Source organism: Pseudomonas sp. PVC-3-1, from assembly GCF_057444315.1.
Map to the genome: position 1 here is coordinate 114,639 of NZ_CM172023.1, position 25,016 is coordinate 139,654.

The 25,016-nt window shown below is 66.3% G+C and carries 24 protein-coding genes and 1 pseudogene; 13 read left to right on the forward strand and 12 right to left on the reverse strand.

What is annotated here, in order from left to right; all coding sequences use genetic code 11:
* Nucleotides 1-121: 121 nt before the first annotated feature.
* The 4 genes from AC2T4A_RS00575 to AC2T4A_RS00590 all read right to left on the reverse strand — a co-directional run bounded on the left by AC2T4A_RS00575 (nucleotide 122) and on the right by AC2T4A_RS00590 (nucleotide 5,192).
* Nucleotides 122-748 (reverse strand): formate dehydrogenase subunit gamma, encoded by a 627-nt coding sequence (locus AC2T4A_RS00575; protein WP_486742527.1) that lies wholly within the window; start codon nucleotides 746-748, stop codon nucleotides 122-124.
* 81 nt (nucleotides 749-829) lie between these two features.
* A complete protein-coding gene (fdxH, locus tag AC2T4A_RS00580) occupies nucleotides 830-1,762 on the reverse strand; it encodes a formate dehydrogenase subunit beta (RefSeq protein WP_478378539.1) in 933 nt (310 codons plus the stop codon).
* Nucleotides 1,763-1,770: 8 nt separating this feature from the next.
* A complete protein-coding gene (fdnG, locus tag AC2T4A_RS00585; protein ID WP_478378538.1) occupies nucleotides 1,771-4,848 on the reverse strand; it encodes a formate dehydrogenase-N subunit alpha in 3,078 nt (1,025 codons plus the stop codon).
* Nucleotides 4,849-5,003: 155 nt separating this feature from the next.
* Nucleotides 5,004-5,192, reverse strand: a complete 189-nt coding sequence (locus AC2T4A_RS00590; protein WP_486742528.1) for a hypothetical protein — start codon at nucleotides 5,190-5,192, stop codon at nucleotides 5,004-5,006.
* A gap of 191 nt (nucleotides 5,193-5,383) precedes the next feature.
* Between AC2T4A_RS00590 and AC2T4A_RS00595 the strand changes: the two genes are divergently transcribed.
* Nucleotides 5,384-7,408, forward strand: a complete 2,025-nt coding sequence (locus tag AC2T4A_RS00595) for an FAD-dependent oxidoreductase (protein ID WP_486742530.1) — start codon at nucleotides 5,384-5,386, stop codon at nucleotides 7,406-7,408.
* Between the two features lie 153 nt (nucleotides 7,409-7,561).
* Here the strand turns inward: AC2T4A_RS00595 and AC2T4A_RS00600 are convergent, their stop codons facing one another.
* A complete protein-coding gene (locus AC2T4A_RS00600) occupies nucleotides 7,562-7,963 on the reverse strand; it encodes an SRPBCC family protein (RefSeq protein WP_416746031.1) in 402 nt (133 codons plus the stop codon).
* A 126-nt stretch (nucleotides 7,964-8,089) separates the two neighbouring features.
* On the opposite strand from AC2T4A_RS00600, the gene AC2T4A_RS00605 reads away from it, so the two are divergent.
* The 3 genes from AC2T4A_RS00605 (at nucleotide 8,090) to AC2T4A_RS00615 (ending at nucleotide 9,635) form a co-directional block, all read left to right on the forward strand.
* Nucleotides 8,090-8,539 (forward strand): DMT family transporter, encoded by a 450-nt coding sequence (locus AC2T4A_RS00605; RefSeq protein ID WP_416746033.1) that lies wholly within the window; start codon nucleotides 8,090-8,092, stop codon nucleotides 8,537-8,539.
* A 50-nt stretch (nucleotides 8,540-8,589) separates the two neighbouring features.
* Entirely contained in the window at nucleotides 8,590-9,129 is a 540-nt protein-coding gene (idi, locus tag AC2T4A_RS00610; RefSeq protein WP_478378535.1) for an isopentenyl-diphosphate Delta-isomerase, read from the forward strand.
* A gap of 104 nt (nucleotides 9,130-9,233) precedes the next feature.
* Nucleotides 9,234-9,635, forward strand: a complete 402-nt coding sequence (locus tag AC2T4A_RS00615; RefSeq protein WP_486742531.1) for a YkgJ family cysteine cluster protein — start codon at nucleotides 9,234-9,236, stop codon at nucleotides 9,633-9,635.
* A gap of 3 nt (nucleotides 9,636-9,638) precedes the next feature.
* Here the strand turns inward: AC2T4A_RS00615 and AC2T4A_RS00620 are convergent, their stop codons facing one another.
* Nucleotides 9,639-10,496, reverse strand: a complete 858-nt coding sequence (locus tag AC2T4A_RS00620; RefSeq protein WP_486742532.1) for a hypothetical protein — start codon at nucleotides 10,494-10,496, stop codon at nucleotides 9,639-9,641.
* 29 nt (nucleotides 10,497-10,525) lie between these two features.
* A complete protein-coding gene (locus tag AC2T4A_RS00625; protein ID WP_486742533.1) occupies nucleotides 10,526-11,248 on the reverse strand; it encodes a hypothetical protein in 723 nt (240 codons plus the stop codon).
* Between the two features lie 172 nt (nucleotides 11,249-11,420).
* Between AC2T4A_RS00625 and AC2T4A_RS00630 the strand changes: the two genes are divergently transcribed.
* The 4 genes from AC2T4A_RS00630 to AC2T4A_RS00645 all read left to right on the forward strand — a co-directional run bounded on the left by AC2T4A_RS00630 (nucleotide 11,421) and on the right by AC2T4A_RS00645 (nucleotide 15,101).
* Nucleotides 11,421-12,770, forward strand: a complete 1,350-nt coding sequence (locus AC2T4A_RS00630) for an MATE family efflux transporter (RefSeq protein WP_486742534.1) — start codon at nucleotides 11,421-11,423, stop codon at nucleotides 12,768-12,770.
* Between the two features lie 17 nt (nucleotides 12,771-12,787).
* Nucleotides 12,788-13,825 (forward strand): sensor domain-containing diguanylate cyclase, encoded by a 1,038-nt coding sequence (locus AC2T4A_RS00635; RefSeq protein WP_486742535.1) that lies wholly within the window; start codon nucleotides 12,788-12,790, stop codon nucleotides 13,823-13,825.
* Between the two features lie 37 nt (nucleotides 13,826-13,862).
* Nucleotides 13,863-14,318: a DUF2214 family protein gene (locus AC2T4A_RS00640; RefSeq protein ID WP_478378532.1), complete on the forward strand. Its 456-nt coding sequence runs from the start codon at nucleotides 13,863-13,865 to the stop codon at nucleotides 14,316-14,318.
* A 156-nt stretch (nucleotides 14,319-14,474) separates the two neighbouring features.
* Complete coding sequence (locus AC2T4A_RS00645) at nucleotides 14,475-15,101, forward strand: hypothetical protein (RefSeq protein ID WP_478378531.1); 627 nt, start codon at nucleotides 14,475-14,477, stop codon at nucleotides 15,099-15,101.
* Here the strand turns inward: AC2T4A_RS00645 and AC2T4A_RS00650 are convergent.
* The 3 genes from AC2T4A_RS00650 to AC2T4A_RS00660 are packed head-to-tail and all read right to left on the reverse strand — an operon-like array spanning nucleotide 15,068 to nucleotide 17,188.
* On the reverse strand, nucleotides 15,068-15,922 hold the full coding sequence (locus AC2T4A_RS00650; protein ID WP_486742536.1) for an arylamine N-acetyltransferase family protein: 855 nt from the start codon (nucleotides 15,920-15,922) through the stop codon (nucleotides 15,068-15,070). The genes AC2T4A_RS00645 and AC2T4A_RS00650 overlap by 34 nt on opposite strands.
* A 22-nt stretch (nucleotides 15,923-15,944) precedes the next feature.
* A complete protein-coding gene (locus tag AC2T4A_RS00655) occupies nucleotides 15,945-16,451 on the reverse strand; it encodes a cupin domain-containing protein (RefSeq protein ID WP_486742537.1) in 507 nt (168 codons plus the stop codon).
* On the reverse strand, nucleotides 16,448-17,188 hold the full coding sequence (locus AC2T4A_RS00660; protein ID WP_486742538.1) for an NAD-dependent epimerase/dehydratase family protein: 741 nt from the start codon (nucleotides 17,186-17,188) through the stop codon (nucleotides 16,448-16,450). Before AC2T4A_RS00660 ends, AC2T4A_RS00655 begins: the two co-directional genes overlap by 4 nt.
* Before the next feature lie 180 nt (nucleotides 17,189-17,368).
* Here AC2T4A_RS00660 and AC2T4A_RS00665 point away from each other — a divergent pair, with 180 nt between their 5' ends.
* Together AC2T4A_RS00665 and AC2T4A_RS00670 are read left to right on the forward strand one after the other, a co-directional pair.
* A complete protein-coding gene (locus tag AC2T4A_RS00665; RefSeq protein ID WP_416746053.1) occupies nucleotides 17,369-17,929 on the forward strand; it encodes an NADPH-dependent FMN reductase in 561 nt (186 codons plus the stop codon).
* A 159-nt stretch (nucleotides 17,930-18,088) separates the two neighbouring features.
* The gene (locus AC2T4A_RS00670; protein ID WP_486742539.1) at nucleotides 18,089-18,844 is read left to right on the forward strand and encodes a hypothetical protein; all 756 of its coding nucleotides are present in this window, start codon (nucleotides 18,089-18,091) and stop codon (nucleotides 18,842-18,844) included.
* 4 nt (nucleotides 18,845-18,848) lie between these two features.
* Here the strand turns inward: AC2T4A_RS00670 and AC2T4A_RS00675 are convergent, their stop codons facing one another.
* Both AC2T4A_RS00675 and cbpA read right to left on the reverse strand, forming a co-directional pair.
* Nucleotides 18,849-19,151 carry a chaperone modulator CbpM gene (locus AC2T4A_RS00675; RefSeq protein WP_045216441.1) on the reverse strand — a complete coding sequence of 101 codons (303 nt, stop codon included), beginning with the start codon at nucleotides 19,149-19,151 and terminating at the stop codon, nucleotides 18,849-18,851.
* Complete coding sequence (cbpA, locus tag AC2T4A_RS00680; RefSeq protein WP_416746057.1) at nucleotides 19,148-20,116, reverse strand: curved DNA-binding protein; 969 nt, start codon at nucleotides 20,114-20,116, stop codon at nucleotides 19,148-19,150. Before cbpA ends, AC2T4A_RS00675 begins: the two co-directional genes overlap by 4 nt.
* A 263-nt stretch (nucleotides 20,117-20,379) precedes the next feature.
* Between cbpA and pdxR the strand changes: the two genes are divergently transcribed.
* From pdxR to AC2T4A_RS00695, 3 genes and pseudogenes are all read left to right on the forward strand, one after another.
* Nucleotides 20,380-21,810 carry a MocR-like pyridoxine biosynthesis transcription factor PdxR gene (pdxR, locus tag AC2T4A_RS00685; RefSeq protein ID WP_486742540.1) on the forward strand — a complete coding sequence of 477 codons (1,431 nt, stop codon included), beginning with the start codon at nucleotides 20,380-20,382 and terminating at the stop codon, nucleotides 21,808-21,810.
* A gap of 297 nt (nucleotides 21,811-22,107) precedes the next feature.
* A pseudogene (locus tag AC2T4A_RS00690) lies at nucleotides 22,108-24,303 on the forward strand (ribonucleoside triphosphate reductase); the annotation flags it as partial.
* A 5-nt stretch (nucleotides 24,304-24,308) separates the two neighbouring features.
* Nucleotides 24,309-25,010, forward strand: a complete 702-nt coding sequence (locus AC2T4A_RS00695; RefSeq protein ID WP_478378524.1) for an anaerobic ribonucleoside-triphosphate reductase activating protein — start codon at nucleotides 24,309-24,311, stop codon at nucleotides 25,008-25,010.
* Nucleotides 25,011-25,016: the final 6 nt, after the last annotated feature.

The window sequence follows — 25,016 nt, forward strand, 5'->3', positions numbered from 1 at the left end:
ACTCCTTGTTGGGTTCGGAGCGGTGCTGTGAAAGCCCCTCTCCCTGACCCTCTCCCTGAAGAGAGAGGGGATGATTCGTGCCGGCTGGTGCACTGGCGTCAGCCGGCGATTACGTTGAGCGTCAGTGGCCCTTGCCCTTGTCTACATCCTTGAGCCAACCCGCATGGTGCTTGCGCGCCCAGCCTCGGCTGACCCAGCCGTAGAGCATCGCGCCCATCGAACCCTTCACCCAGATGCCGGCGTAGATGTGCACCAGGATGCTGCAGATGAGCACGAAGGCGGCGAAGGCATGCAGCAGCGAGGCGATGCGGATGATGTCGATGCCGAACCAGTGGCTGAAGTAGGCCCGCCACATCACGATGCCCGTCAACAGCAGCACCAGCATGCACAGCAGCAGGGTCCAGAACAGCAGCTTCTGCCCGGCGTTGTAGCGGCCGACTTCCGGGAGGTTTTCCTCGCGGTTGGTGACCACGTCACGCCATTGCCTGAGCCACTGCACGTCACGCTTTTCCACCAGGTTGTGATGGGCGAAGCGGATCACAAGGCCAAGGAAGAACAGGAACATCGCCACCCCGAGGAAGGGGTGAAGAATGCGTGTCCACGGGCCGCCGCCGAACAGGTTGGTCAGCCAGAACATGGCTGGGTGGAACAGCGCCAGCCCCGAGAGGCCGGCGAGGAAGAACAGAATGGCCACCATCCAGTGGTTGCTCCGTTCGTTGGCGTTATAACGCTGGATATCTTTTTTCATGCTCGGCTCCTGGGAGAGCTTGCAAGCACCCTCTCCCCAGCCCTCTCCCTGAAGGGAGAGGAAGCAGTATGGCGAGGGCGATCAGCGTGGATCGCGCGGATCATAGTCATGCACCGAAGGGTCGACCTTGTGCACCGGCGCCTGCGGGTCGGGTCCGTCTTCCTCGTCCTCCTCGACCCGGTTGGGGCCGATGCGGGTGTAGTGGAAGAACCCGGCCAGCACCACGCCCGCCATGGCCAGCAGGCCCAGCGGTTTGGTGAGGCCTTTCCACAGGCTGACCATCGGGCTGATCGCCGGCTTGTCGGGCAGGCCGGCGTACAGCGAGGGCTGGTCGTTGTGGTGCAGCACGTACATGACATGCGTGCCGCCCACACCTTCGGGGTCATACAGCCCGGCGTGCTCGAATCCGCGGGATTTCAGGTCCTCGATGCGTTCGGCGGCGTGCTCCTTCATGTCCTCCTTGGTACCGAAGACGATGGCGCCGGTCGGGCAGGTCTTCACGCAGGCTGGCTCCATGCCCACCGCCACGCGGTCGGAACACAGGGTGCACTTGTACGCCTTGTGGTCCTTCTGCGAGATGCGCGGGATGTTGAACGGGCAACCGGTGATGCAGTAGCCGCAGCCGATGCAGTGGTCCTGGTTGAAGTCGACGATGCCGTTGGCGTACTTCACGATCGCCCCGGGGCTCGGGCAGGCCTTCAGGCAGCCGGGCTCCTCGCAGTGCATGCAACCGTCCTTGCGGATCAACCATTCGAGGTTGCCGTTGGGGTTCTCATGCTCGGTGAAGCGCATGACCGTCCAGGACTGGTCCGTGAGGTCGATCGGGTTGTCGTAGGTGCCGTGGTTGTGGCCCACCTCGTCGCGCAGCTCGTTCCATTCCGAACAGGCGACCTGGCAGGCCTTGCAACCGATGCACTTGGACACGTCGATCAGCTTGGCCACTTCCTGTTCGTGCCGCACAGAGGGTGACGGCAAGGTCGTGGCGGAGCGGGCGTAGATGTCTTGACTACTCATGGGTCACCTCACGCCTTTTCCACGTTGACGAGGAAGGACTTGAACTCCGGCGTCTGCGTGTTCCCATCGCCCACGAAGGGCGTCAGGGTGTTGGTCAGGTAGCCGTTGCGCGCAACCCCGGAGAAGCCCCAGTGCAGGGGGATGCCCACGTGGTGCACGGTCTGGCCGTTGACCTGCAGAGGACGGATGCGCTTGGTCACCACCGCCACCGCCTTGATGAAGCCGCGGTTGGAGGACACCTTCACCCGGTCGCCGGCCTTGATGCCGATTTCCTTGGCCAGCGCCTCGCCGATCTCGACGAACTGTTCGGGCTGGACGATGGCATTCAGACGGCAATGCTTGGTCCAGAAGTGGAAGTGCTCGGTGAGCCGGTAGGTCGTAGCGGCGTAGGGGAACTCCTTGGCGGTGCCGAACAGCTCCATGTCGTTCTTGAACACCCGCGCCGCCGGGCTGCTGATCGCCTGCGGGTTCTTGTGCAGCGGGTTGACGCCGATCGGCGTCTCGAACGGCTCGTAGTGCTCGGGGAACGGACCTTCGGCCATCTTGTCGACGGCGAAGAATCGCGCCACGCCCTCGGGGTTCATGATGAACGGGTTCATTCCCGCTTCCGGCGCCGAATCGGCCTTGAAGTCCGGGATGTCAGTGCCGCCCCAGGCCTTGCCATTCCACCACACCAGACGTTTCTTCACCGGGTCCCACGGCTTGCCGCTGACATCCGCCGAGGCGCGGTTGTAGAGGATCCGCCGGTTGGCCGGCCACGCCCAGGCCCACCCCAGGGTCTGGCCCATGGCGTAGGGGTCGCTGTTGTCGCGTCGGCCCATCTGGTTGCCTTGCTGCGTCCAGGAGCCGGCGAAGATCCAGCAACCGCTGGCGGTGCTGCCGTCGTCACGCAGCAACGCAAAGCCGGGCAACTGCTCGCCGGCCTTCGCCAGGACCATGCCGTTGGCAGGGTCGACCACATCGGCCAGCGCCTTGCCGTTGTACTCCTTGGCGATCTCTTCCGGGGTCGGTTCGTCCGGCGTCAGGTACGGCCAGTCCAGGCCCAGGATCGGGTCGGGGAAGGCGCCGCCATCCTTGCGATAGGCTGCCTGCAGGCGATGCAGCAGGCCACTCATGATGGCGATGTCGGTGCGCGCCTCGCCCGGCGGCTCGGCACCCTTCCAGTGCCATTGCAGCCAGCGGCCGGAGTTGACGATGGAGCCGTCTTCCTCGGCGAAGCAGCTGGTGGGCAGGCGGAACACCGTGGTCTGGATGGCCTTGGTGTCGACGTCGTTGTGCTCGCCGGCATTGCGCCAGAACTCGCTGGTCTCGGTGGCCAGCGGGTCCATCACCACCATCCACTTCAGCTTGGCCAGCGCAGCGCTGACCTTGGCCTTGTTGGGGAAGGAGGCAATGGGGTTGAAGCCCTGGCAGAAGTAACCGTTGACCTTGCCCTGGTACATCATGTCGAAGTAGCGCAGCACGTCGTAACCGGCGCCGGGCATGTCCAGCTTGGGCAACCAGTCGTAGCACCAGTTGTTTTCCTTGGTAGCGGACTTGCCGAACCAGGACTTCATCAGGCTGACGTGGAACTTGGGATAGTTCTGCCAGTACGACAACTGCCCCGGACGCAGCGGCTTGGACGTGCGCTTGGCGAGGTAGGCGGTGAAGTCCTGCTCGGCATCGCCGGCCAGGGTCATGTAGCCAGGCAGTGAGTTGGACAGCAACCCGAGGTCGGTCAGCCCCTGGATGTTGGAGTGGCCGCGCAGGGCGTTCATGCCGCCACCGGGCATGCCGATGTTGCCCAGCAACAGCTGGACCATCGCGCCGGTACGGATCATCTGCGCGCCCACCGAGTGCTGGGTCCAGCCCAGGGCGTACATGATGGTCATGACCTTGGTCGGCGCCGCGGTGGTGGAAATTTCTTCCCACACCTTGAGCATCATGTCCTTGGGCGTGCCGCAGATGTTGCTCACCACGTCCGGCGTATAGCGGCTGTAGTGCTGCTTCATCAGGTTGAACACGCAGCGCGGGTGCGTCAGGGTCGGGTCGACCTTGGCGAAACCGTCCTCGCCGATTTCGTACTGCCAGGACGACTTGTCCGGATAGGTGCGCTTCTCCGCGTCGTAGCCGTTGAACAGGCCGTCGTCGAAGCCGAAGCCTTCCTTCACGATGAAGGAGACGTCGGTGTAGTTGTGCACGTATTCCTTCTGGTACTTGTCGTTTTCCAGCAGGTAATTGATCAGACCGCCCAGGAAGGCGATGTCCGTGCCGGTGCGGATGGGCGCGTAGTAATCGGCCACCGATGCGGAACGGGTGAACCTGGGATCGACCACCAGCAGGCGCGCCTTGTTGTGCGCCTTGGCTTCGGTCACCCACTTGAAGCCGCACGGGTGCGCTTCAGCGGCGTTTCCGCCCATGATCAGAATCAGATCGGCATTCTTGATGTCGGTCCAATGGTTGGTCATGGCTCCACGGCCAAACGTCGGGGCAAGACTTGCCACCGTCGGGCCGTGTCAGACACGCGCTTGGTTGTCGAACGCCAGTACGCCGAGAGAACGAACCACCTTGTGGGTGATGTAGCCCGCTTCGTTGGAAGACGCCGACGCGGCCAGGAAGCCGGTGGTCAGCCAGCGGTTCACCGTCTGGCCCTGGGCATTCTTCTCGATGAAGTTGGCGTCGCGGTCTTCCTTCACCAGCTTGGCGATACGGTCCAGCGCCTCGTCCCAGCCGATGCGTTTCCACTCCGACGAACCCGCTTCGCGAATCTGCGGGTACTTCAGGCGGTTGGGGCTGTGGACGAAGTCGAGCAGGCCGGCGCCTTTGGGGCAGAGCGTGCCGCGGTTGACCGGGTGATCGGAATCACCCTCGATGTGGATGATGTTCTGCGCAACGTTCTTCGCCGCATCACCCTGGCTGTACATGAGGATGCCGCAGCCCACCGAGCAGTACGGACAGGTGTTGCGGGTCTCGACGGTGCGCGCAAGCTTGAAATGGCGGATCTGGTCGGCGAATGCATCCGGGGGTGCCATCCCGAGTGCCGCCAGGCTCGATCCTCCAAGGCCCACGGCGCAGACCTTGAAAAATTGCCGACGGTTCATATCCATCGTGCGTCTCCTGATCAGGCAGCGTACGTCCGGTGCATGGCCGGACCCTTGCTGCTTAAAAGATAGCCAAGCTGAGGCAATAAGCCAGTCTTCAGCCGGGCGCTGACCTTGCACGTGGAGACTTTGCGGCGCATTGACGCGCGTCAGTGCGTCACTCAGAACGCACTGCCGAGTACCCCCAAATGGGCAACAGGCGGGTAGGCGCAGGAGATATTGGCACCGTCAGATCGGCAGGCGGATTGCTGCCGATCCGGCTGGAGGGTTTCGTGCAGCCCGAGCAGGGCCACGCCGATGAGGGCAGCGAGCAGATAATGGCGCGCGTGTCTTGTTTTTATCGCTTTCATGACGACCTCCGTCACTTCAGCCAGCGATCGGGGCTTTGCAGCCCTGCCATAGGTTCAAGTCTGGAACCTGCCGCGAATCTGTCAACCGAAGCGCTTGACCGAAATGCCCGAACGGCACGGCAGCCGGGCCGTTAACCGACCCACCGTCGGCCCATTAGGGTGGCAGGACCTGATTGCCCAAGAGCGCCACCATGCCGTCCGCCGCCTCGCCCTACCCTCACCTGCTCGCCCCGCTCGACCTGGGCCCCCTCCAGCTACGCAACCGCGTGGTGATGGGCTCGATGCATACCGGTCTCGAAGACCGCCTGTGGGACTTCGGCAAGCTCGCCGCCTACTACCGCGAGCGCGCACGCGGCGGCGTCGGGCTGATCATCACCGGCGGCTTTGCGCCCAACCGCGAGGGCTGGCTGCTACCGCTGGGCAGCAGCCTGACCAGTGGCCTGCAGGTGCCTGCGCACCGGCGATTGACCCAGGCGGTGCATCGCGAGGGCGGGCGCATCCTGCTGCAGATTCTCCATGCCGGGCGCTACGGCTATCACCCGCTGGTGGTCTCGGCCTCACCGGTGAAATCGCCGATCAGTTGGTTCGCCCCGCGCGAGCTGTCCGAGCGCGGCATCCTGCGCACCATCGCGGCCTTCGTGCGCTGCGCGAAACTGGCCCATGCCGCCGGCTACGACGGTGTGGAGATCATGGGCAGCGAAGGCTACCTGCTGAACCAGTTCCTCTGCCCGCGCACCAACCAACGTGAAGACCGCTGGGGCGGCGACCTGGGCAATCGCATGCGCCTGCCGCTGGAGATCGTCCGGCGCACCCGCCGCGCGCTGGGCGAACGCTTCGTCATCAGCTACCGCCTATCGCTGCTCGATCTGGTGGAAGGCGGCAACACCTGGGACGAGGTGCGCACCGTGGCCCACGCCCTGGAAACCGCCGGCATCGACCTGCTCAACACCGGCGTCGGCTGGCACGAATCGCGGGTGCCGACCATCGTCACCTCAGTACCGCGCGCGGCCTTCGCCGACGTCACCGCCCGCCTGCGCCGCGAATTGCGCGTGCCGGTGATCGCCAGCAACCGCATCAACACTCCGGAAGTCGCCGAACGCCTGCTCGCCGAGGGCCACGCCGATCTGGTCTCCATGGCCCGACCACTGCTGGCCGATCCGCAGTTCGTGGAGAAGGCGGCCGCCGGCCGCGCCGAGTCCATCAACACCTGCATCGCCTGCAACCAGGCCTGCCTGGACCACGCCTTCGCCAACCGCCGCGCCAGTTGCCTGGTCAATCCACGCGCGGGGTTCGAGACCGAGCTGCGCTACCGCAAGGCACGCGTTCACAAGCGCATCGCTGTAATCGGCGCCGGGCCGGCCGGTCTGTCCGCCGCCTGCGTCGCCGCCGAGCGCGGCCACCGGGTGACGCTGTTCGAGGCCGCTGCGCAGATCGGCGGGCAGTTCAATCTGGCGAAGCGCGTGCCGGGCAAGGAGGAATTCCACGAAACCCTGCGCTACTTCGCCGTGCGCCTGCGCGAACTGGGCGTCGAGGTGCAGTTGGGCCGGCGCATCCGGCGCGGCGAACTGAGCGGCGAGTACGACGAGGTGATAGTCGCCACTGGCATCCAGCCGCGCACGCCGTCGATTCCGGGCATCGGCCACGCCAAGGTGCTCAGCTACCTCGATGTGCTGCGCGGCGCAACGGTGGGCGAGAGGGTCGCGCTGATCGGCGCCGGCGGCATCGGCTTCGACGTCGCCAGCTTCCTGCTGAGCGAGCGCGACGGCCCGCAACCGCTGGGCGAGTGGCTCGGCCAGTGGGGCATCGACCTGGACAACGCCACGGGGGGCGGGCTGATCCCGCCCGTCGCAACGGCTGCCCGCCGAAAACTCTGGCTGCTGCAACGCAAGGCCGGCCAACCTGGCGCCGGGCTGGGCAAGACCAGCGGCTGGGTGCACCGCGCGCACCTCAAGCATCACGGCGTGCGGATGCTCGGCGGCGTGGAGTACCTGCGCATCGACGATGACGGCCTGCACCTGCGCATCGACGGCCAGGAGCAATGCCTGACGGTGGATAACGTAGTGATCTGCGCCGGCCAGGAGCCACTGTTGGAACTGCAGCCGACGCTGGCAGCGCAGAACCTGCGCTACCACGTCATCGGCGGCGCCAGCGTGGCGCGGGAGCTGGATGCCAAGCGGGCGATCCGCGAGGGCGCCGAACTCGCCGCCCGGTTGTAAGGTTTTTTGTAGGAGCGAGCTTGCTCGCGAACGAGTCAGCCAGCGGCTTCGGTGTCCGTCGGTTCGCGAGCAAGCTCGCTCCTACAGGGTCGATTCTTCTATAAACCTGCAGGAGCGGGCATGGCCCGTTGTTCGTACAGGCAAGGCGCGATATCAAGACTCCAGCAACACCTTGATCGCCTGCAGGTCGCGCTCGACCCACTGCGCGTCACGCTCGAAGGTGGCGTCGTCCATCTGCGGCTGGCGCAGCAGGGTCAGCTGCAACTCGCAGCCATCGCCATTGGCAATCAGCCGCAGCGGGATGTGCACGGCCGGTGCCTGCTCGGGCAGCACGTCATGGTCGAGCACACCGAACGCATTGCGCGGCGAGAAACGCACGCGCATGGGGCCCTGTGGCGTCTGCGCCAGCCAGAGTTCGCCCTCCAGCGGTTCGATGGAGCTGCACAGCCCGGAGGCCCAGTAGGGAAAATTCTTCGGGTCGGCAAGGAAGTCGTAGGCAGCCTCCCGAGGCCGCTCGATACGAACGCTCAGGACGCGGGAAGCGCGGGTGGCCATGTTCAGGACCTCCATCGGGCGGGAGCGATGCTCCGGTCTGGTGCATACTACGCGGCTGACTATTCTCGATCGACCACGGGCCGGCACTTCGCTGCCCTGTCTCAAAAACCCTTTCCGGAGTTTTCCATGCCTACGCCGCCCTGGTGGATGTTCGTCCTGCCGCTGATCGCCGGCGCCTGCCTGCCGCTGCAAGCTGGCATCAACGGCCAACTCGCCAAGCAGGTGTCCAGCGTACTGGCCGCCGCGCTGATTTCCTTCTTCGTCGGCATGCTCGGCCTGCTCGCGCTGACCCTGGCCAACCGCGAATTCCCCAGCCTCGCGGCGATGCGCGGGATGCCCTGGTGGCAGTGGTGCGGCGGCTTCCTGGGGATGTTCTTCATCTTCATCGCCGCCTTCGCCGCGCCGCGCGTTGGTGCGCTGATGTTCATGGTGCTGGTGCTCGCCGGCCAGCTGGGCATGGCTCTGGCGCTGGATCACTTCGGCTGGGCCGGCTTCAAGGAAGCCCCGGTGAGCACGCTGAAGATCGCCGGCATGGCCGCCATCGCCGTCGGTATCTGGATGATCCGCAAGGGCTGATGTCCATCCGTCTACGCTGAGCATGGAAGGCACTCTCGCGGGAGCACTTGATGACCGAGATCCAGGTAATCCTGGTCGACGAACACGACACTCCGACCGGCACCATGGAGAAGCTCGAAGCCCATCGACGCGGGCTACGCCACCGCGCCATCTCGGTCTATGTCTTCAACCGCGCCGGCGAGCTGCTGCTGCAGCGCCGCGCGGCGGGCAAGTACCACTGCGGCGGCCTGTGGAGCAACACCTGCTGCGGCCATCCCTATCCTGACGAATCGGCGAAGCACGCCGCCGAGCGCAGGCTGCGCGAAGAGATGGGCGTAGAGGTCGAGCTGCACAAGCTTTTCGAGTTCAGCTACCGCCTGGAGTTGGCCAACGGCATGACCGAACACGAGTACGGCCACCTGTTCGGCGCCGTCGACGAACAACTGCCGCGCCCCGATCCGGCAGAAGCCGACGCCTTCCGCTACGTCGCCCTGCCCGAGCTGGAAGCCGAGATGGCTGCCCGCCCGGAGCATTTCACGCCCTGGTTCCTCATCTGCTACCCGACCTTCAAGGACTACCTGCGCGAGAACGGCGGAATCGCCGCTCTGTAGAGCGCCGTGCTGTTCTTCGCCGTTCTGTTCGTCGAAAGCCCGAGCAAATCTGCGCGCCGGCCACTATGATGCGCGCCTTCGCGCCACCGCACCGACTTGCCGCCATGAGAAAACCACCACTGATCGCCAACGCCGAACTGGACCGCCTGGAAACCTGGGCGAAGTACACCTCCGGCCTGTGCAAGGACTGCAACGCCACCTGCTGCACCATGCCGGCGGAAGTGAACGTCAACGACCTGATCCGTATTGGCGTCGTCGATGAATTCGAGCGCGACGAACCGGCGAAGAACATCGCCAAGCGCCTGCTGAAGGAAGGCGTCGTCGAGCGGTTCAACCAGAAGAGCGGCATCTTCACCCTGACCCGCACCAGCAACGGCGACTGCTACTTCCTCGACCGCAAGACCCGCCTCTGCACCGTCTACACCAAGCGCCCGGACACCTGCCGCAACCATCCGCAGGTCGGCCCGCGCCCCGGCTATTGCGCCTACCGCAAGAAGACCACCTGACGATCAGGGCTGCAGCGGCACCGGGATCGACTTGATCCAGCCGCGCAGGCTGAGGAACACCGGCGCCGACTCCGGGGCGCCGCTCCATAGCCGACCACGCTCCACGTAGCGATCCTCACCCACCTGGTAGCGCAGGGTTTTCTCGGCGCCCAGTTGACCGGCGAAATGCTCGGTGTCCCAGTCGAGCAGCAGGACCCGCACTGTTTCCCTGATGGCCGAATCCAGCGCTTCGCGATAGGCCCTGGCATCATTAGCCGCCCACTGGTCAAGGCAATTGGTGCTGCATTCCAGCGGCCGCCCCTGCACCTCGATGCGTCCTTGGTAGATCGCCTGACGGCCATGCATAAGTTGCACTTCGTTGACCAGTTTCAGGCTCCGCGAGTCCCGGCTAAGCACGGCCTGCGGCTCGACGCGCAGTTCGAAGGCGCCAGCCGTTGAAATCGGCCGGTTGGCCTGAGCGAACGCCCGAGTGAATCCATCGACGAACACGCCATCCAGTGGTTGGCCGTCCAATGCTGCGCGCAGGGAAGCGACGCGCTGCCGGGCTTCATCCTGCTGTGCCCGCTGAAGCTCACCCTGGCTGAGGTTGGCGACCAGTACCGTACCGATTGCCACGCCCAGCCCTACCCCAGCGCCAACGCCGGCGTTGTTCGAGCTGTTCATCGACACATGGATGTTCTGCGCCGCCGCGTTGCCACGCTCGATGATGCCCGAGCCGTCGTTGGAAACAGCTCCCTGCAGCAGACGCTCAGGGCCTGGCGCCACCGTCAGCGCGAAGGACTGCCCGGGCAGCAGGCTGCGCAGGTCACCCGCCATGCTTGGGCGTAGGGCCTTCTGCCCGGCGCAACCAGTCAGCAGCATGCAGGCCAGCGCGAGGCAGGCTCGGCTTTTCACGGTTTGGCGGCGGAGAGTTGCTGATCGCGGAACACGCCCAGTAGCTCCTGCTGGGTGGAATCCAGCGCCTGGTAGAAGGCGTTGGTCAGGTTGGGGAACTCCGGCGCCTCGTCCCACTCGCCATCGGCGGCGCGGCTGAAGACCCTGGGCTGGTAATACAGCATGCGGTTGTCATCCAGATCGATGACATAGGTGGTGACGACCACCTGAGCCACCGGCACGCTGGTGGGTGCCACGCTGTAGTAGCTGCGCGTCGTGCCGACCGAGGCGAAGGAGAACAGCACCAGCTTGTCGATCTGCTTCTGCGCCTTAAGCGGTTGGAAATCCTTGGCGGTGAAGCCGGTCTTCTCCGAGGAAACCTTCTTCATGGTCTCCACGTCCAGCGGCTCCTCGAGCTTGACGACGGTGTAGCCCTTTTCCTGAAGGATGGTGGAGACCTGTTGGGGAATCTCGCGCAGGGAACTGGCATCCCAAGTCTCGACCTTGGTACGCAAGCCGGAGGCCAGGCCACTGTTCACTGCATAGTCGAGCAGGCCTTGCTGGCCGGTCAGGGCCACCGTAGGAGCGGGAAGCTGGGTATAGGCAACGCCGATGCGTTCCTGTTTTTCGCTCCAGAAGGCCTGGTCCATCGGCACCGGCGGCTGGGGAGTGGCGCAACCGGTCAGCAGGGCGAGGCAAAGCAGCGGCAGCGCCAGCAAGGCGCGGCAGAATCCGTTCATGGACATTCCTTGATCGACATCTTCCGGCGAGCTGCCTGGAAGCCGGCGACGACCTTACAGTAGCCAAACGCCACCACGCAACAAGGCGTCAATGGAACGACGTCAAACAATCTGCGGCACGGCGTCACAGTGGAATGGCTCGCTATACTGCGGGCCTGCTCAGGAGTCCCGAATGAATTCCCTGCTCGAAGCCTGGCGGCATTCGCCGACCCACCGCCGTGTCTGGGCGCTTGCCGCGCCGATGATCCTCTCCAACGTTTCCGTGCCGCTGGTCACCCTGGTGGACAGCGCGGTGATCGGCCATCTGCCGCATGCCCACCAACTGGGCGCAGTGGCGGTCGGTGGCGGGCTCTATACGTTGCTGGTGGGTGTGCTGGGCTTCCTGCGGATGGGCACAACCGGCTTCGCCGCCCAGGCGGCTGGCCGGGAAGATGGCGGAGCGCTGCGGCGAATTCTCGGCCAGAGCCTGCTGCTGGCGCTGGGACTGGCGCTGTTGCTCAGCCTGCTGGCGGTGCCATTGACCGGCCCGGCGCTGGAGCTGATGCGACCGTCCGCGGAGCTGGATGCGCTGGCCCGCGAGTTCTTCCATATCCGCCTGTTCGGCCTGCCGGCAGCACTGGCCACCTATGCGCTGGTCGGCTGGTTCCTCGGCACGCAGAACGCCCGCGCGCCGCTGGCGATCCTGCTGACCACCAACCTCATCAACATCGTGCTCAGCCTGTGGTTCGTGCTGGGCCTGGGCTGGGGCGTAGGCGGCGCGGCGAAGGCCGCGGTGACTGCCGAATGGGGCGGCGCGCTGTTGGGCCTGGCGCTGACCCGGGTCGCGCTCAGGCGTTTCCCCGGCCAGCCGGACTGGTCGCGCCTGCGTGCCTGGGCCAGCTGGCGGCCGCTGCTGATGGTCAACCGCGACATCTTCATCCGCAGCCTGGCGCTGCAAGGCGTGTTCTTCCTGCTCACGGTGCAGGGCACGCGCCTGGGCGACGCCACGGTGGCAGCCAACGCGCTGCTGCTCAACGGCCTGATGGTCACCGCCTATGCCCTCGACGGCCTCGCCCATGCCGTCGAGGCGCTGTGCGGCCACGCCATCGGCGGCCGCGACCGCACTGCGCTGCGCCGATCCCTGGTGGTCGCCTGCGGCTGGTCGCTGATTGCCAGCCTGTTGTTCGTCGCCTTCTTCACGTTCTTCGGGCATCTGTTCATCGCGCTACAGAGCGATATCCCGGAAGTGCGCACCACCGCCGACCAGTACCTGCCCTACCTCGCCTGCCTGCCGCTGATCGGTATGTGGAGCTACCTGCTCGACGGCCTGTTCATCGGCGCCACCCGCGCCCGCGAGATGCGCAACGCCATGCTGCTGGCCTGCGCCGCCAGCCTGCCACTGGGGCTCGCGCTGCAGGGCTGGGGAAATCACGGATTGTGGCTAACCTTCCTATGTTTCATGTTGCTGCGCGCGCTGGTCCTCGCCGGCTACGCGTGGAAACTGACGCGCCAAGACGCCTGGCAGGCGCCTGCCAGCCCCTGACCTGTTGAGGAGATGCCATGCCGGCTTGTCCCATTCCCGTTGACGAATCCCGGCGTCAGCAGACCCTGGATGAGATGAACCTGCTCGACACCCCGGCCGAGCACTATCTGGATACGCTGGTCCAGCTGACCCAGGACCTGGTCAAGGTCGATACCGTGCTGATCAGCCTGATCGACCAGGACCGCCAGTGGTTCAAGGCCCGCGTTGGCCTGGACGCCAACGAGACCCATCGCGACGTCTCCTTCTGTGGCTACGCGATCCTCGGCGAGGACACCCTGCTGGTGCCCGACGCCACGCTCGACGAGCGCTTCGCCGACAATCCGCTGGTGCTCGGCCCACCCTATATCCGCTTCTACGCCGGGCGCCCGCTGCGCGCCGGCAATGGCCAGGCCATCGGCACGCTGTGCATGGTCGACCCGCGGCCGCGCAGCATGACCGCGGCGCAGCAGGCCAACTTCCGTGACCTCGCCACCCTCGCCGAGGGCTACCTGCAGTTGCGCAGCCTGATTCAGAGCAACCGCGACCTGCGCGTGGAGATGGACCGAGAACAGCGCAAGGCTCTGCTCGACCCGCTGACCCAGCTGTGGAACCGCGGCGGCCTGCTCACCTTCCAGGACCGCGAGTGCCGCCTGGCGCGGGAGAGCCACGTGCAATTGGGCGTGCTCTACGCCGACCTCGACCATTTCAAGGCGATCAACGACCAGCACGGCCACGCCGCCGGCGACCAGGTGCTCTGTGAGTGCGCCCGGCGTCTGCGTGCTGCGCTGCGACCGGACGACCTGCTGGTGCGCCAGGGCGGCGAGGAGTTCGTCGCCCTTCTCAGGGTGAAGGACGGCGACGAGCTGCAGCGCGTCGCCGAGCGCGTGCGCGAACTGATCAGTCATGAGCCCGTACAGCTTGCGTGCGGGCCGCTGCCGGTCAGCCTGAGTATCGGCTGCACCCTGCTGGGCAATGCGGAACATGTCGACCAGGCGCTGGAACGCGCAGACCTTGCGCTCTACAGTGCCAAGCAGGCCGGGCGCAACCGGGTGAGCTTCAGCGCGCCGCCGACCTGAATCTGACCGAAAAAGGCCCCAGCAGAGGACCCCACTCATGGCCCAAGCCATTGCCGCGTACCTGCACTACCTCTCCATCTTCATCCTGTTCGCCCTGCTGGTGCTCGAGCACCAACTGTTCCGCCTGCCACTGGACCTGTCGCGGGCGCGCAGCCTGGTGATCGTCGACCTTGCTTACGGAGTCTGCGCCAGCGTGGTGCTGCTGACTGGCGCTGCACGCGTCGTCTGGTTTGCCAAGGGGGCCAACTACTACCTGCACAACAGCCTGTTCCACGCCAAGATCGGCCTGTTCGTGCTGGTGGCGCTGCTGTCGATCCTGCCAACCATGACCTTCCTCAACTGGCGCAACGAGCTCAAGGCCGGGCGTGTGCCAGTGCCCAGCGAGCGCCGGGCGAAACTGGTGATCATGACCATCCGCGTGGAACTGCTGGCGCTGATGATCCTGCCGCTGCTGGCGACGCTGATGGCACGCGGTTTCGGGATGATCGGCTGAGGTCTCATCCGCCCAGCCGCTTTCCTACAGATCGAGCAGAGCAATCCGATTCAGGCGATCACCTGAACGGCGGATGCTCCTGCGCAGCTTCTACTTCCGCAGGACGCCCGCATGCCTTCCAGCCCCTCTCGCCGTAACCCCTGGAGGATTTTCCCCTTGCTCGCCGCACTCGCCCTGGGCGGCTGCGCCAGCGATGAGTTCACCCTGGAAGCCGACCTGCCGGGGGATTTCGCCCTGGCCGGCGACGCGCACTACTCCGTGCCGGAGGGCAGCCACTGCGGCCCAGCGACGGAAAGCACCATCACGCGGCGCCTATTCACCACTCCGGGGTACAACGATCGCCCGCACCGTGTGAGCTACCAGGTTCCCCTGAGCGTGCGCAGCGGCGGCTGCAATCGCGTGCTCAGCCATGTCCGCATCGAAATGGACGGTGAATCGGCGACCCATCCCCAGGATGTCATTGCCCCCGATATCAGCTTTGCCAACATCGCCATCCGCACCCAACTGGCCCGCGGCAGCACGGGGATGCCAGCGAGGGGCGCGCGCATCTTCGATGGCCGCTGCCGCTGGCTGCTGCCGAATTCGCCCGCAGCGGAGCGGCAGCTGGAGTGCCACGCCTCGGACATCGACGGCCACTGGCTCGCCGGCAGGCCCGGCGGCGAACTGCAGCGCGACCAGCTTGCCGGCCGCACCGTGCGCCTCGCCATCGGCCTGGCGCCGGATATCCCCGCCGCCGAACAGCACGACGCTCAGACCCTGACGGCGGTCGACTCGAGCAACTGAGCCAGGCGGCGGCGCAGAGCCGGCAAGTCGCGCTCGGCAGGTTGCAGGCGGAAGCGCGCGCGCAACACGCTCAGCAGTTCGTCGGCGTTATCGATGCTGCGCTGCTCGACGTCCCCATCGGCGCTGCGGCAGGTGAACTGCCCATTGAACAGCGACAGCCGCGCGCCGCCTTCGCTGAGCGCCGCCCGCAGGGAGTTGCGGAACACGCTCTGCGGGAAGGTCGAGGTGTACCAGTTGCGCATGCCGTAGTCGACCCAGTGCTGCGCCTCCAGGGTGAAGCGGTACAGCGTCTGCCAGCCGGACGCCGAACGTGCGGCCATCTCCAGTTCCCCGTCGAGCGAGCCGGTGATGCGCCAGCCGCCGGGCAACTCTTCGTTGGTCCGCAGCGGCAGGGCCCGGGGCGACGCCGGGCCGCCGAAGCCAATGTCCACCAGGTGCGGCCCCTCGGCCAGGTCGATGCGCAATAGCAGGTGCGTCTGCGGGGTCAGCGGCGCATCTGCCGGCAGGCCCCAGCGCACCCGCGCCACCAGCAGCGTCACCGGGTAATCCAGGCTGCTCAGCAGCCGCGCGAACAGGCTGTTGAGCTCGAAGCAATAGCCGCCGCGACGATGCTCGACAACCTTGGCGAACACCGCCTCCGGCTCGATCTGGATGGGCTGGTCGAGCAGCACGTCGAGGTTCTCGAAGGGCAGGTGGTGCAACGCCGCGACAATCAGCCGGTCGAGGTTCTCCAGCGTTGGCGCGAGGCGCTGCGACGGCAGGCCGAGGCGCGCCAGGACGGCGTCGAGTTGGGCAGCGCTGAAGGGGGTGAGCGGGGTCATGCGAATCTCCTTTCGCGAAGCATCAATGGCTGAAGTCGGCGGATGGCTCGGGGATCACCAGCGGGCCGCAATGCTCGTCGCTGACGATCACCGCCAGCAGGCGCGCGGGCTCGCTGACGCTGGGATTCTCGGCGAACAGGTGCAGCTCGCGGCTGGGCTCGAACCAGGTTTCACCCGGTCCGTAAGTCTGCGCCGGCAGGCCCTGCATCTGCGAGCGAACCTGACCGCTGAGCACGATGGCAGTGACCGCACCAGGATGGTGATGCGCCGGAGTATGCGCATTGGGCGGGAAGTCCACCTGCAGTGTGGTCACGACCTTGCCGGGCATGTCGGCCAGCGGCTCGCAGGACAGGCGCGTCACCTGGGTAGTCGGCCGCGCTTCGGTTGCGTGCCCGGAAAGGCTTTGTGCAAGGCTCGCCAGCGGCCGCGACCAGGGCTGCCAGAACTGCGCGGCGACCGCGACAGCGGCGGCAACAGAGGCGGCCAACGCTAACCCGGTGTGCGCCTGGCGCCGCAGGGCGAGGTTCATGCCGGTACCCCTGCCAGGCGAAATCCCGGCTGCCAGCCCAGACGATGACGCGCCTTCGCCGAGCTGACTTCGATGTCCTGCTCCGCCACGTTGTAGACCCCATGTGCGCCCCACTCCAGCGCCAGCAGCGCGGCACGGGCGGCATCATCGACATGCACGGCCAAGCGCGGGTCGGCACTCTCGGCGCCTGTTCCCGGACCATAGAGCCGCCCGTAGCGCAGCACGATGCCCTCCATCGGCCGGGCGCCGAGCACGGCGTCTTCCAGCGCCGCCACGCCACCCACGCTGACGGCGCGCGGGCCTTCGGCCCCCAGGTCCAGTGGCTGCTCCTCATGCAGGGGCAGTTCGCCGGGCGCATAGGCCCAGGCAATGCTCTGTGCCACCAGGCGCTCGACACCGGCGGCACGGGCCGCCGCCACCAGGTTGGCCGTGCCTTCGCGGCGCAGGCGCGCATTACGCGGCTGGGCGGCGGGCATCAAGGCGGGGGCGAGGCCAGCCGGCAGGTCGGTGAGCTGGTGGATCACCCAGCGCGGCTGAAACTCCAGCAGGGCGGCATGCAGCGCAGCGGCGTCATAGACGTCGAGCACCATGGCCCGTGCCCCGGCAGCCTCCAGCGCGGCCGCACGCTGCGTGGAACGGCTGACCGCCAGCACCTGGTAATCGCGCTCCAGCAGCATCGGCAGCAGGCGGCGACCGATGGCGCCGCTGGCGCCGGCGAAGAAGACTTTCATGCACATGGGGACCTCGACTCAGGTGTGGGGACAGGTGCCACTCTAGTGAGACCATGCCCTACCCCATAGAGCCAAGATCGAACGAAACGACTGGGACATGATTGCCGAACCTTGATCCATGTCCACGCAATGTCACGCTCATCGTCTATAACAAACGGCTCAATACCCCGATCCTGAGGAGTCGCCATGAGCCAAGTCTTCGATGTTGCCGTTGTCGTCGGCAGCCTGCGCAAGGAATCCCTGAACCGCAAGATCGCCAAGGCATTCGCCGCATTGGCGCCGGCCAACCTGAAGCTGGAAATCGTGGAGATCGGCGACCTGCCGCTGTACAACGAAGAGCTCGACGTGGGCACCCCGCCCGCCAGCTACAGCGCCTTCCGCGAGCGCATCGCCCGCGCTGACGCGGTGCTCTTCGTCACCCCCGAGTACAACCGCTCGGTGCCCGGCGTGCTGAAGAACGCCATCGACGTCGGCTCGCGCCCCTACGGCAAGAGCGCCTGGAACGCCAAGCCCTGCGCCGTGGTGAGTGCCTCTCCGGGCGCCATTGGCGGCTTCGGCGCCAACCACCACCTGCGCCAGTCGCTGGTGTTCCTCAACATGCCGGTGCTGCAGCAGCCCGAAGCCTACCTGGGTGGAGCCGGCAGCTTCTTCGACGAGTCCGGCAAGCTGTCGGAGAAGACCGAGCCCTTCCTGAAGAGCATCATCGATGCCTTCTCCGCCTGGGTCGTGCAGAACCAGCCGCGTTGATCGCCGCAAGCGCCGGCATCCGCCGGCGCTTTCCCTTCCCATCATTCTGAGTAACCGGTCGCAGGCTGCTGCGGCACCCGGTATTCGCGATCATTCCGGCTGGCCCCACGACTCCCCACACGCCAAGGTTCAGGCCCGTTTCCCGCGCCCGGACCGTCAATGCTGCGCCACCTTCTGTATTGCATCCTTGCCACCGCGCTGCTCACCGGCTGCACGTCGCCGCCGGTGAAAAAGCAGGTCGGCGGCGAGGACTTCAGCTCCGGACAGATGCTGCAGAACGACGCCAACCGCGCCGCCAACCTGGCGATGCGGGACAACCTCGACAGCCTGTCGCTGCTGCTCGACAAGCTCTACAAGCGCAATCCTCGGGAATGGAAGAAAACCGGCGCCGCTTCACGCGTGGCGGCTAATCAACTGGTGATGAACGCCATCCGCAACCAGCAGCCACTGCCCGGCCTGGGCGGCAGGACATCGGTAGCCGCCCTGCCCCTGGCGTTCGATGCAGAGTTCCAGGGCGACCGCGCCGGCACGCTGATCTACGGGCTCGGCAGCATGCTCTACGAACTCTACGGCGGCACCGATACCCAGCACCTGCTCAGCGGGCTGAACGCGCAGATGACCGCCAACGCGGCCTGGAATATCGAGGTGGCGGCCTGGTTGCTGGCCAGCCGCACCGACCAGCACGGCCGGCCGCTGCTGCTGTCCAACGAGATCGGCGCCAGTGGGCGCAACCTGTCCTTCGAACGCGAGTTCGGCCGCATGCTCGGCCGCCTGGAACTGCTGGCGCAGATGACCCATGAAAGCCTGCGGCGCAGCGGGATCAACTACGTACAGGGACTTCTCGCCGCGCCGCTGCTGGGCCTGATGCAGTTCATCCCGCTCGATGCAGCCAGCGCAGCGACCAGCGCCCAGTAAACCGTCAATCCTCCAGCAGGCGCGCCAGCCGCTGGCGCAGGTAGCGATTCTCCGCGCGCAGCTCGTCCACCTCGTCCAGCAGGCGCAACGCCAGGGCGATGCCCGGCCAGTCCAGCTCGAACTCGCGGCGCAGGCGCACCGCACGGCGTACCACGCTGACGGCCTGGTAATCGAAGAGCCAATGCCCGGCACGTTGCTCGCGGGGCTCCACGATACCCACCTCGACGATCTCGACGAGCACGTCGCGGGGGAGGTTCACCGACTGGCAGAGCTCGTCGAGGTCCACCACCATCACTGTCGTCGTCATGCGCGTTTACCCCAATCGGCACGGGGGTCGAAGGCCGCCTTGGCAGCCAGTTCTTCCCAGAGTTTTCGAGTCGCATCGTCCGCCGTCTTCGGCATCACCACCTTGAGCACGGCATACAGATCGCCGGCGGCGGCATCGCCCTTGTTCGGCAGGCCCTTGCCCTTGATACGCAGGCGCTGGCCGGCCTGGCTGTTGGCCGGGATGCCGAGGTTGATCCGCCCGCTCAGCGTGGGTACTTCCACCTTGGCGCCGAGCGCGGCTTCCCAGGGCGCCACCGGCACGGTGACGATCAGGTCGCGGCCATCGACATCGAAGACCGGGTGCGGCACCAGGCGGATCGCCAGGTACAGGTCGCCCGCCGGCCCGCCGTTGATACCCGGCGCGCCCTGGCCCTTGAGGCGAATGCGTTCACCGTCGGCGGTGCCCACGGGGATCTTCACGTTCAGCGTCTTGTTCTGCGGCGGCAGCTTGCGGCCGTACTCGTCGTAACTGGGCAGGCTGAAGCTGATCGGCCGGCTGTCGCCGGAGAGGGATTCCTCGAGGAACAGCGGGACTTCCATCTCCACGTCCTGACCACGGTGGGCCTGCGGCTGGCGCGCGCCACCAAAACCACCGTGAGCGCCACCCGCACGGCCGCCGAATATCTGCTCGAAGAAGTCGCTGAAGTCCTGCTCGTGCCCCGGCGGCGGGCCGTCGAAACCACCGCGCGGCTGCCAACCGGGCGGCGCCTCGAACTGCGGCCCTTGCGCGCCATACTGGCGCAGTTCGTCGTACTCGGCGCGCTTCTCCGGGCTCTTCAGCACCTCATAGGCTTCGGAGACGTCCTTGAACTTCGCCTCGGCGTCCGGCTCCTTGCTGACATCCGGGTGATACTTGCGCGCGAGCTTGCGGTAGGCGGTCTTGATCGCCTTCTCGTCGGCGCCGGGGTCGACCCCGAGCGCGGCGTAATAGTCCTTGAATTCCATCGGTAACGGTCACTCCTCACATGCGTTGGACCTGTCGGCGCCTGGGACACGGGGAATTCGCGCGGGCAGCCGGAGCCGCTGCGCGCACTGCGAGGCGAACAGGTGGAAAAAGCGGGTTCTGCGACATGAGATGGAGTCGCGGCACCTGCTTTTCAACACTGCCTGCAAGCCTAGACGCTGATCCTGCATCGCGGCCGCCGGGACGACTTGATACCGGTCATGGCATAGTCGTCTACCGGATTTATCCCCGCCCTGGACAGGCCATGACCGCGCCCTTCGATTCGTTCCGCCAGCCGCTGGACCCGAGCCATGAACTGCCGATCTATCGCCAGCTCTATGAGCGCATCCGTGACGCCATCACCCGTGGTGCGCTGCGGCCGGGCGAACGGGTGCCGCCGGTGCGTGGGCTGGCCGGCGAACTGGGTGTGGCGCGCGGCACCGTGGAACTGGCCTATCAACTGCTGACCAGCGAGGGCTACCTGCTGGCGCGCGGCCCGGCGGGCACCGTGGTTTCACCGCAGCTGGCGGGGCGAACCGCCGCTGCACCGCCCGTGGCAGTTGCGCCGGATACCGTCGAGCGCGCGCTGCCCGGCCTGATCGCCCACGGCCCGAGCCTGCGGCCGTTCCAGCTCGGCGTACCGGCGCTGGATGCTTTCCCCCGCGCACTTTGGGCGCGCCTGTGCGCGCGGCGCCTGCGCCAACAGAGCGCGTCCATGCTGGCCTACCCGGAGCCTTGCGGTTACGGGCCGTTGCGCGAGGCCGTCGCCGGTTACCTGGGAATATCCCGCGGCATCGTCTGCGACCCCGCGCAGGTGTTCATCTGCGCGGGATATCAGGGCGCGCTGGACTTGATCAGCCGCACCCTGCTCGAACCCGGCCAGCGCTTCTGGCACGAAGACCCCGGCTACCCGCGCGGCCGCGAACTGCTGCGCCGGGCCGGCGGCGTGCCGGTGCCGGTCGCGGTGGACGCCGATGGCCTGCGCGTGGATGACGGCATCGCCCGTGCGTCGGATGCCCGCTTTGCGCTGGTCACCCCGTCGCAGCAGAGCCCCACCGGCGTCGCCCTCAGCCTGCCGCGCCGCCTGGCACTGCTGGATTGGGCGGCAAGCAGCGGCGCCTGGATCGTCGAGGACGATTACGACAGCGAATACCGCTATGCCGGCTTTCCGCTGCCCGCATTGAAAAGCCTCGACCGCGCCGGCCGCGTTCTCTACACCGGCACCTTCAGCAAGGTGCTCTATCCGGCGCTACGCCTGGGCTACCTCGTCGTGCCGGCGGAGTTGGTCGAAGACTTCGTGCGCGCCCAACAAGTATTCACCTCGGGCTGCGCCGAATTGCTCCAGGCGACTCTCTGCGACTTCATGCAGGAAGGCCATTTCGCCCGCCACCTCAAGCGCACCCGCACGCTCTACGCCCAGCGCCGCCAGTGGCTGCGCAGCGCATTGGAGGAGCGCCTCGGCGAACGTCTGCGCTTTGCCGACACGCCTGGTGGCCTGCACCTGATCGGCACGCTGGACCAGGACGATCTCGCCGTCGCCCGCCGCGCCCACGCCGAGGGCCTCGGCCTGCAGGCGCTCAACGCCTGGTGCGTGGAGGCCCGACGCGAGCCGGCGCTGATCATGAGTTTCACCAATGTCAGCGACGAGCAGCTCGCCGGGCGCCTGGCAGAACGGCTGGCGCCGCTGCTGGGCTGAAGTCTCCGCACGTTCGCCGCGCAGTCCCGTTCGCGAGCAAGCTCGCTCCTACAGCCCGGGCCGACATGCTCCCGGTAGGAGCGAGCTTGCTCGCGAACCAAGGGCCGTGTCCGACGCGGCTCGCCCCCAGGATCAGCCGATGCCGTGGCGTGCAGCGGTCAATACCTCCGATGGCAAAAATTGACTGACAGGCGACGTTGACGGAGGTCAATTTTCCTTCAGGCGAAGCCGTTAGATTCCCACAACATCTTGTTGTCTTGAATAACTCGAGACACAGCATGTTGTGGAATAAAGCCAATGCCCCTGACACGGACCGCCCCCCTTCCCGCCAGCCTGCGCAAGCGTAACGGCAGCTCGGTGTCCTTCGACGCGAGCAAGATCGAACGCGCCATCGCCGCCGCCGGCGAGGCCAGCGGTGAGTTCGCCGCGCCGCATGCGCAGGAGCTGACCCGCCGCGTGCTGGCCAGCCTGCCGGCGCAGAACGATCTGGATGTGGAACAGGTGCAGGACGTGGTCGAGCGCGCCCTGATGGAAGCCGGCCACTACCCCACCGCGCGCGCCTACATCGTCTACCGCGAACGCCACGGCCGCCTGCGCCGCGAACGCAAGACGCTGGTGGACGTCGCCGCCTCGATGAACGAATACCTCTCGCGGGAAGACTGGCGGGTGCGCGCCAACGCCAACCAGGGCTATTCCCTCGGCGGCCTGATCCTCAACGTGTCCGGCAAGGTCACTGCCAACTACTGGCTGGACGAGGTGTACAGCGAGGGTATCGCCGTCGCCCACCGCGAGGCCGATCTGCACATCCACGATCTGGACATGCTCGCCGGCTATTGCGCCGGCTGGTCGCTGCGCACGCTGCTCAGCGAGGGCCTGAACGGCGTGCCGGGCCGGGTCGAGGCCGGGCCGCCGAAGCACCTGTCCAGCGCGCTGGGGCAGATGGTCAATTTCCTCGGCACCCTGCAGAACGAGTGGGCCGGCGCCCAGGCCTTCAGCTCCTTCGACACCTATCTCGCGCCCTACGTGCGCCAGGACGGGCTGAGTTATCAACAGGTACGCCAGGCACTGCAGGAGTTCATCTACAACCTCAACGTGCCGTCGCGCTGGGGCACCCAGACACCCTTCACCAACCTGACCTTCGACTGGGTCTGCCCGGAAGACCTGCGCGAACAGATCCCCTATATCGGCGGCGTGGAAATGCCCTTTGCCTACGGCGAGCTGCAGGCCGAGATGGACCTGATCAACCGCGCCTACATCGAGGTGATGCAGGCCGGCGATGCCCATGGCCGAGTGTTCACCTTCCCGATCCCGACCTACAACATCACCCATGATTTTCCCTGGGACAGCGATAACGCCACGCGCCTCTTCGAGATGACCGCGCGCTACGGCCTGCCGTACTTCCAGAACTTCCTCAATTCGGACATGCAACCCAACCAGGTACGCTCCATGTGCTGCCGCCTGCAGCTGGACGTGCGCGAGCTGCTCAAGCGCGGCAACGGTCTGTTCGGCTCGGCGGAGCAGACCGGTTCGCTGGGCGTGGTGACCCTCAACTGCGCGCGCCTGGGCTACCGCCATCGCGGCGACCTCGCCGGCCTCCAGCGCCAGCTCGACTACCTGCTGGAACTGGCCTTCGACAGCCTCGAGGTCAAGCGCAAGGTCATCCAGCAGCACATGGACGCGGGGCTCTATCCCTATATCAAGCGTTACCTGGGCACCCTGCGCAATCACTTCTCCACCATCGGCGTGAACGGCCTGCACGAGATGGTGCGCAACTTCACGGGGGACCGCGAAGGCCTGCACACCGAGGTCGGCCGGCAGTTGGCGGTGGATCTGCTGGACCATGTGCGTGCGCGGCTGGTGCGCTTCCAGGAAGACAGCGGCCACCTCTACAACCTGGAAGCCACGCCGGCCGAAGGCACCACCTACCGCTTCGCCCGCGAGGACCGGAAGCGCCACCCAGACATCCTCCAGGCTGGCACCCCGGACGCGCCCTACTACACCAACTCCTCGCAATTGCCGGTGGGACTCACCGACGATCCGTTCGAGGCGCTGGAGCTGCAGGACGCCCTGCAGTGCAAATACACCGGCGGCACCGTGCTGCACCTGTACATGGCCGAGCGCATCTCCAGCGCCGAGGCCTGCAAGACCCTGGTGCGCACCGCCCTCGGGCGCTTCCGTCTGCCCTACCTGACGGTGACGCCGACCTTCTCCATCTGCCCCATCCACGGCTACCTCGCCGGCGAACACGAGTTCTGCCCCAGGTGCGACGAAGCCGCCCTGCAGAAGGCCGCTTCCCAACGCTGCTGCGGCGGCTGATTTCCCATCCCTTCATCCACGCAAAAAGGAGCACCACCGATGACCGCCAACCAACTTCCCGAGAACCAGCGCCAGCGCTGCGAGGTGTGGACCCGGGTAATGGGCTATCACCGCCCGGTGTCGGCCTTCAACGCCGGCAAGCAATCCGAGCACCGCGAGCGCCGTCACTTCCGCGAGACGCGATGAGTGCCACGCTCAGGGTCGGGGGCCTGGTGCCCCTGACCACCCTCGACTACCCCGGCCTGCTCGCCTGCGTGCTGTTCTGCCAGGGCTGTGCCTGGCGCTGCCGCTACTGCCACAACCCGGAGCTGATTCCGCCACGCGGCGAGGGGGAAATCCGCTGGGACGACGTCCTCGCCTTCCTCCGTCGTCGCCAGGGACTGCTGCAAGGCGTGGTCTTCAGCGGGGGCGAAGTGACGCTGCAGAGCGCGCTGCCCGACGCCATGGCCGAAGTCCGCGAAATGGGTTTCCGCATTGGCCTGCATAGCACGGGCCTCCGCCCGGCGGCCTTCGCCCGTGCGCTGCCGCATGCCGATTGGGTCGGCTTCGATGTAAAGGGACTGGCCGAGGACATGGACGCGATCACCGGCGTGAAACGCAGCGGACTGGCCAATTGGCGCAGCCTGGAACTGTTGCTGGAGAGCGGCGTGGAGCACGAGTGCCGGACAACGGTGCACTGGCAGTTGTTCGACCTGGACCGCTTGCGTCGCCTCGCGTTGTACTTGCGCGAGCAGGGCGTCGAAAAGTTCGTGGTTCAGTTGGCCCGCAGCGGGCGGCAGCTCGATCCTGATTTGATCGCCACGCCGGCGCCCCACGGCGCTGAGGATTTCTGGCAAGAATTGGAAGCGCTTTTCCCCCACTTCGAATTACGCCAGGACAGCTAGGAACCA

Coding starts and splice junctions, on each gene's coding strand:
- AC2T4A_RS00575 (WP_486742527.1), bottom strand. CDS start 748: ATGAAAAAAGATATCCAGCGTTATAACGCCAACGAACGGAGCAACCAC.
- fdxH (WP_478378539.1), bottom strand. CDS start 1,762: ATGAGTAGTCAAGACATCTACGCCCGCTCCGCCACGACCTTGCCGTCA.
- AC2T4A_RS00590 (WP_486742528.1), bottom strand. CDS start 5,192: ATGAAAGCGATAAAAACAAGACACGCGCGCCATTATCTGCTCGCTGCC.
- AC2T4A_RS00595 (WP_486742530.1), top strand. CDS start 5,384: ATGCCGTCCGCCGCCTCGCCCTACCCTCACCTGCTCGCCCCGCTCGAC.
- AC2T4A_RS00600 (WP_416746031.1), bottom strand. CDS start 7,963: ATGGCCACCCGCGCTTCCCGCGTCCTGAGCGTTCGTATCGAGCGGCCT.
- AC2T4A_RS00605 (WP_416746033.1), top strand. CDS start 8,090: ATGCCTACGCCGCCCTGGTGGATGTTCGTCCTGCCGCTGATCGCCGGC.
- idi (WP_478378535.1), top strand. CDS start 8,590: ATGACCGAGATCCAGGTAATCCTGGTCGACGAACACGACACTCCGACC.
- AC2T4A_RS00615 (WP_486742531.1), top strand. CDS start 9,234: ATGAGAAAACCACCACTGATCGCCAACGCCGAACTGGACCGCCTGGAA.
- AC2T4A_RS00620 (WP_486742532.1), bottom strand. CDS start 10,496: ATGCTGCTGACTGGTTGCGCCGGGCAGAAGGCCCTACGCCCAAGCATG.
- AC2T4A_RS00625 (WP_486742533.1), bottom strand. CDS start 11,248: ATGAACGGATTCTGCCGCGCCTTGCTGGCGCTGCCGCTGCTTTGCCTC.
- AC2T4A_RS00630 (WP_486742534.1), top strand. CDS start 11,421: ATGAATTCCCTGCTCGAAGCCTGGCGGCATTCGCCGACCCACCGCCGT.
- AC2T4A_RS00635 (WP_486742535.1), top strand. CDS start 12,788: ATGCCGGCTTGTCCCATTCCCGTTGACGAATCCCGGCGTCAGCAGACC.
- AC2T4A_RS00640 (WP_478378532.1), top strand. CDS start 13,863: ATGGCCCAAGCCATTGCCGCGTACCTGCACTACCTCTCCATCTTCATC.
- AC2T4A_RS00650 (WP_486742536.1), bottom strand. CDS start 15,922: ATGACCCCGCTCACCCCCTTCAGCGCTGCCCAACTCGACGCCGTCCTG.
- AC2T4A_RS00655 (WP_486742537.1), bottom strand. CDS start 16,451: ATGAACCTCGCCCTGCGGCGCCAGGCGCACACCGGGTTAGCGTTGGCC.
- AC2T4A_RS00660 (WP_486742538.1), bottom strand. CDS start 17,188: ATGTGCATGAAAGTCTTCTTCGCCGGCGCCAGCGGCGCCATCGGTCGC.
- AC2T4A_RS00665 (WP_416746053.1), top strand. CDS start 17,369: ATGAGCCAAGTCTTCGATGTTGCCGTTGTCGTCGGCAGCCTGCGCAAG.
- AC2T4A_RS00670 (WP_486742539.1), top strand. CDS start 18,089: ATGCTGCGCCACCTTCTGTATTGCATCCTTGCCACCGCGCTGCTCACC.
- AC2T4A_RS00675 (WP_045216441.1), bottom strand. CDS start 19,151: ATGACGACGACAGTGATGGTGGTGGACCTCGACGAGCTCTGCCAGTCG.
- cbpA (WP_416746057.1), bottom strand. CDS start 20,116: ATGGAATTCAAGGACTATTACGCCGCGCTCGGGGTCGACCCCGGCGCC.
- pdxR (WP_486742540.1), top strand. CDS start 20,380: ATGACCGCGCCCTTCGATTCGTTCCGCCAGCCGCTGGACCCGAGCCAT.
- AC2T4A_RS00695 (WP_478378524.1), top strand. CDS start 24,309: ATGAGTGCCACGCTCAGGGTCGGGGGCCTGGTGCCCCTGACCACCCTC.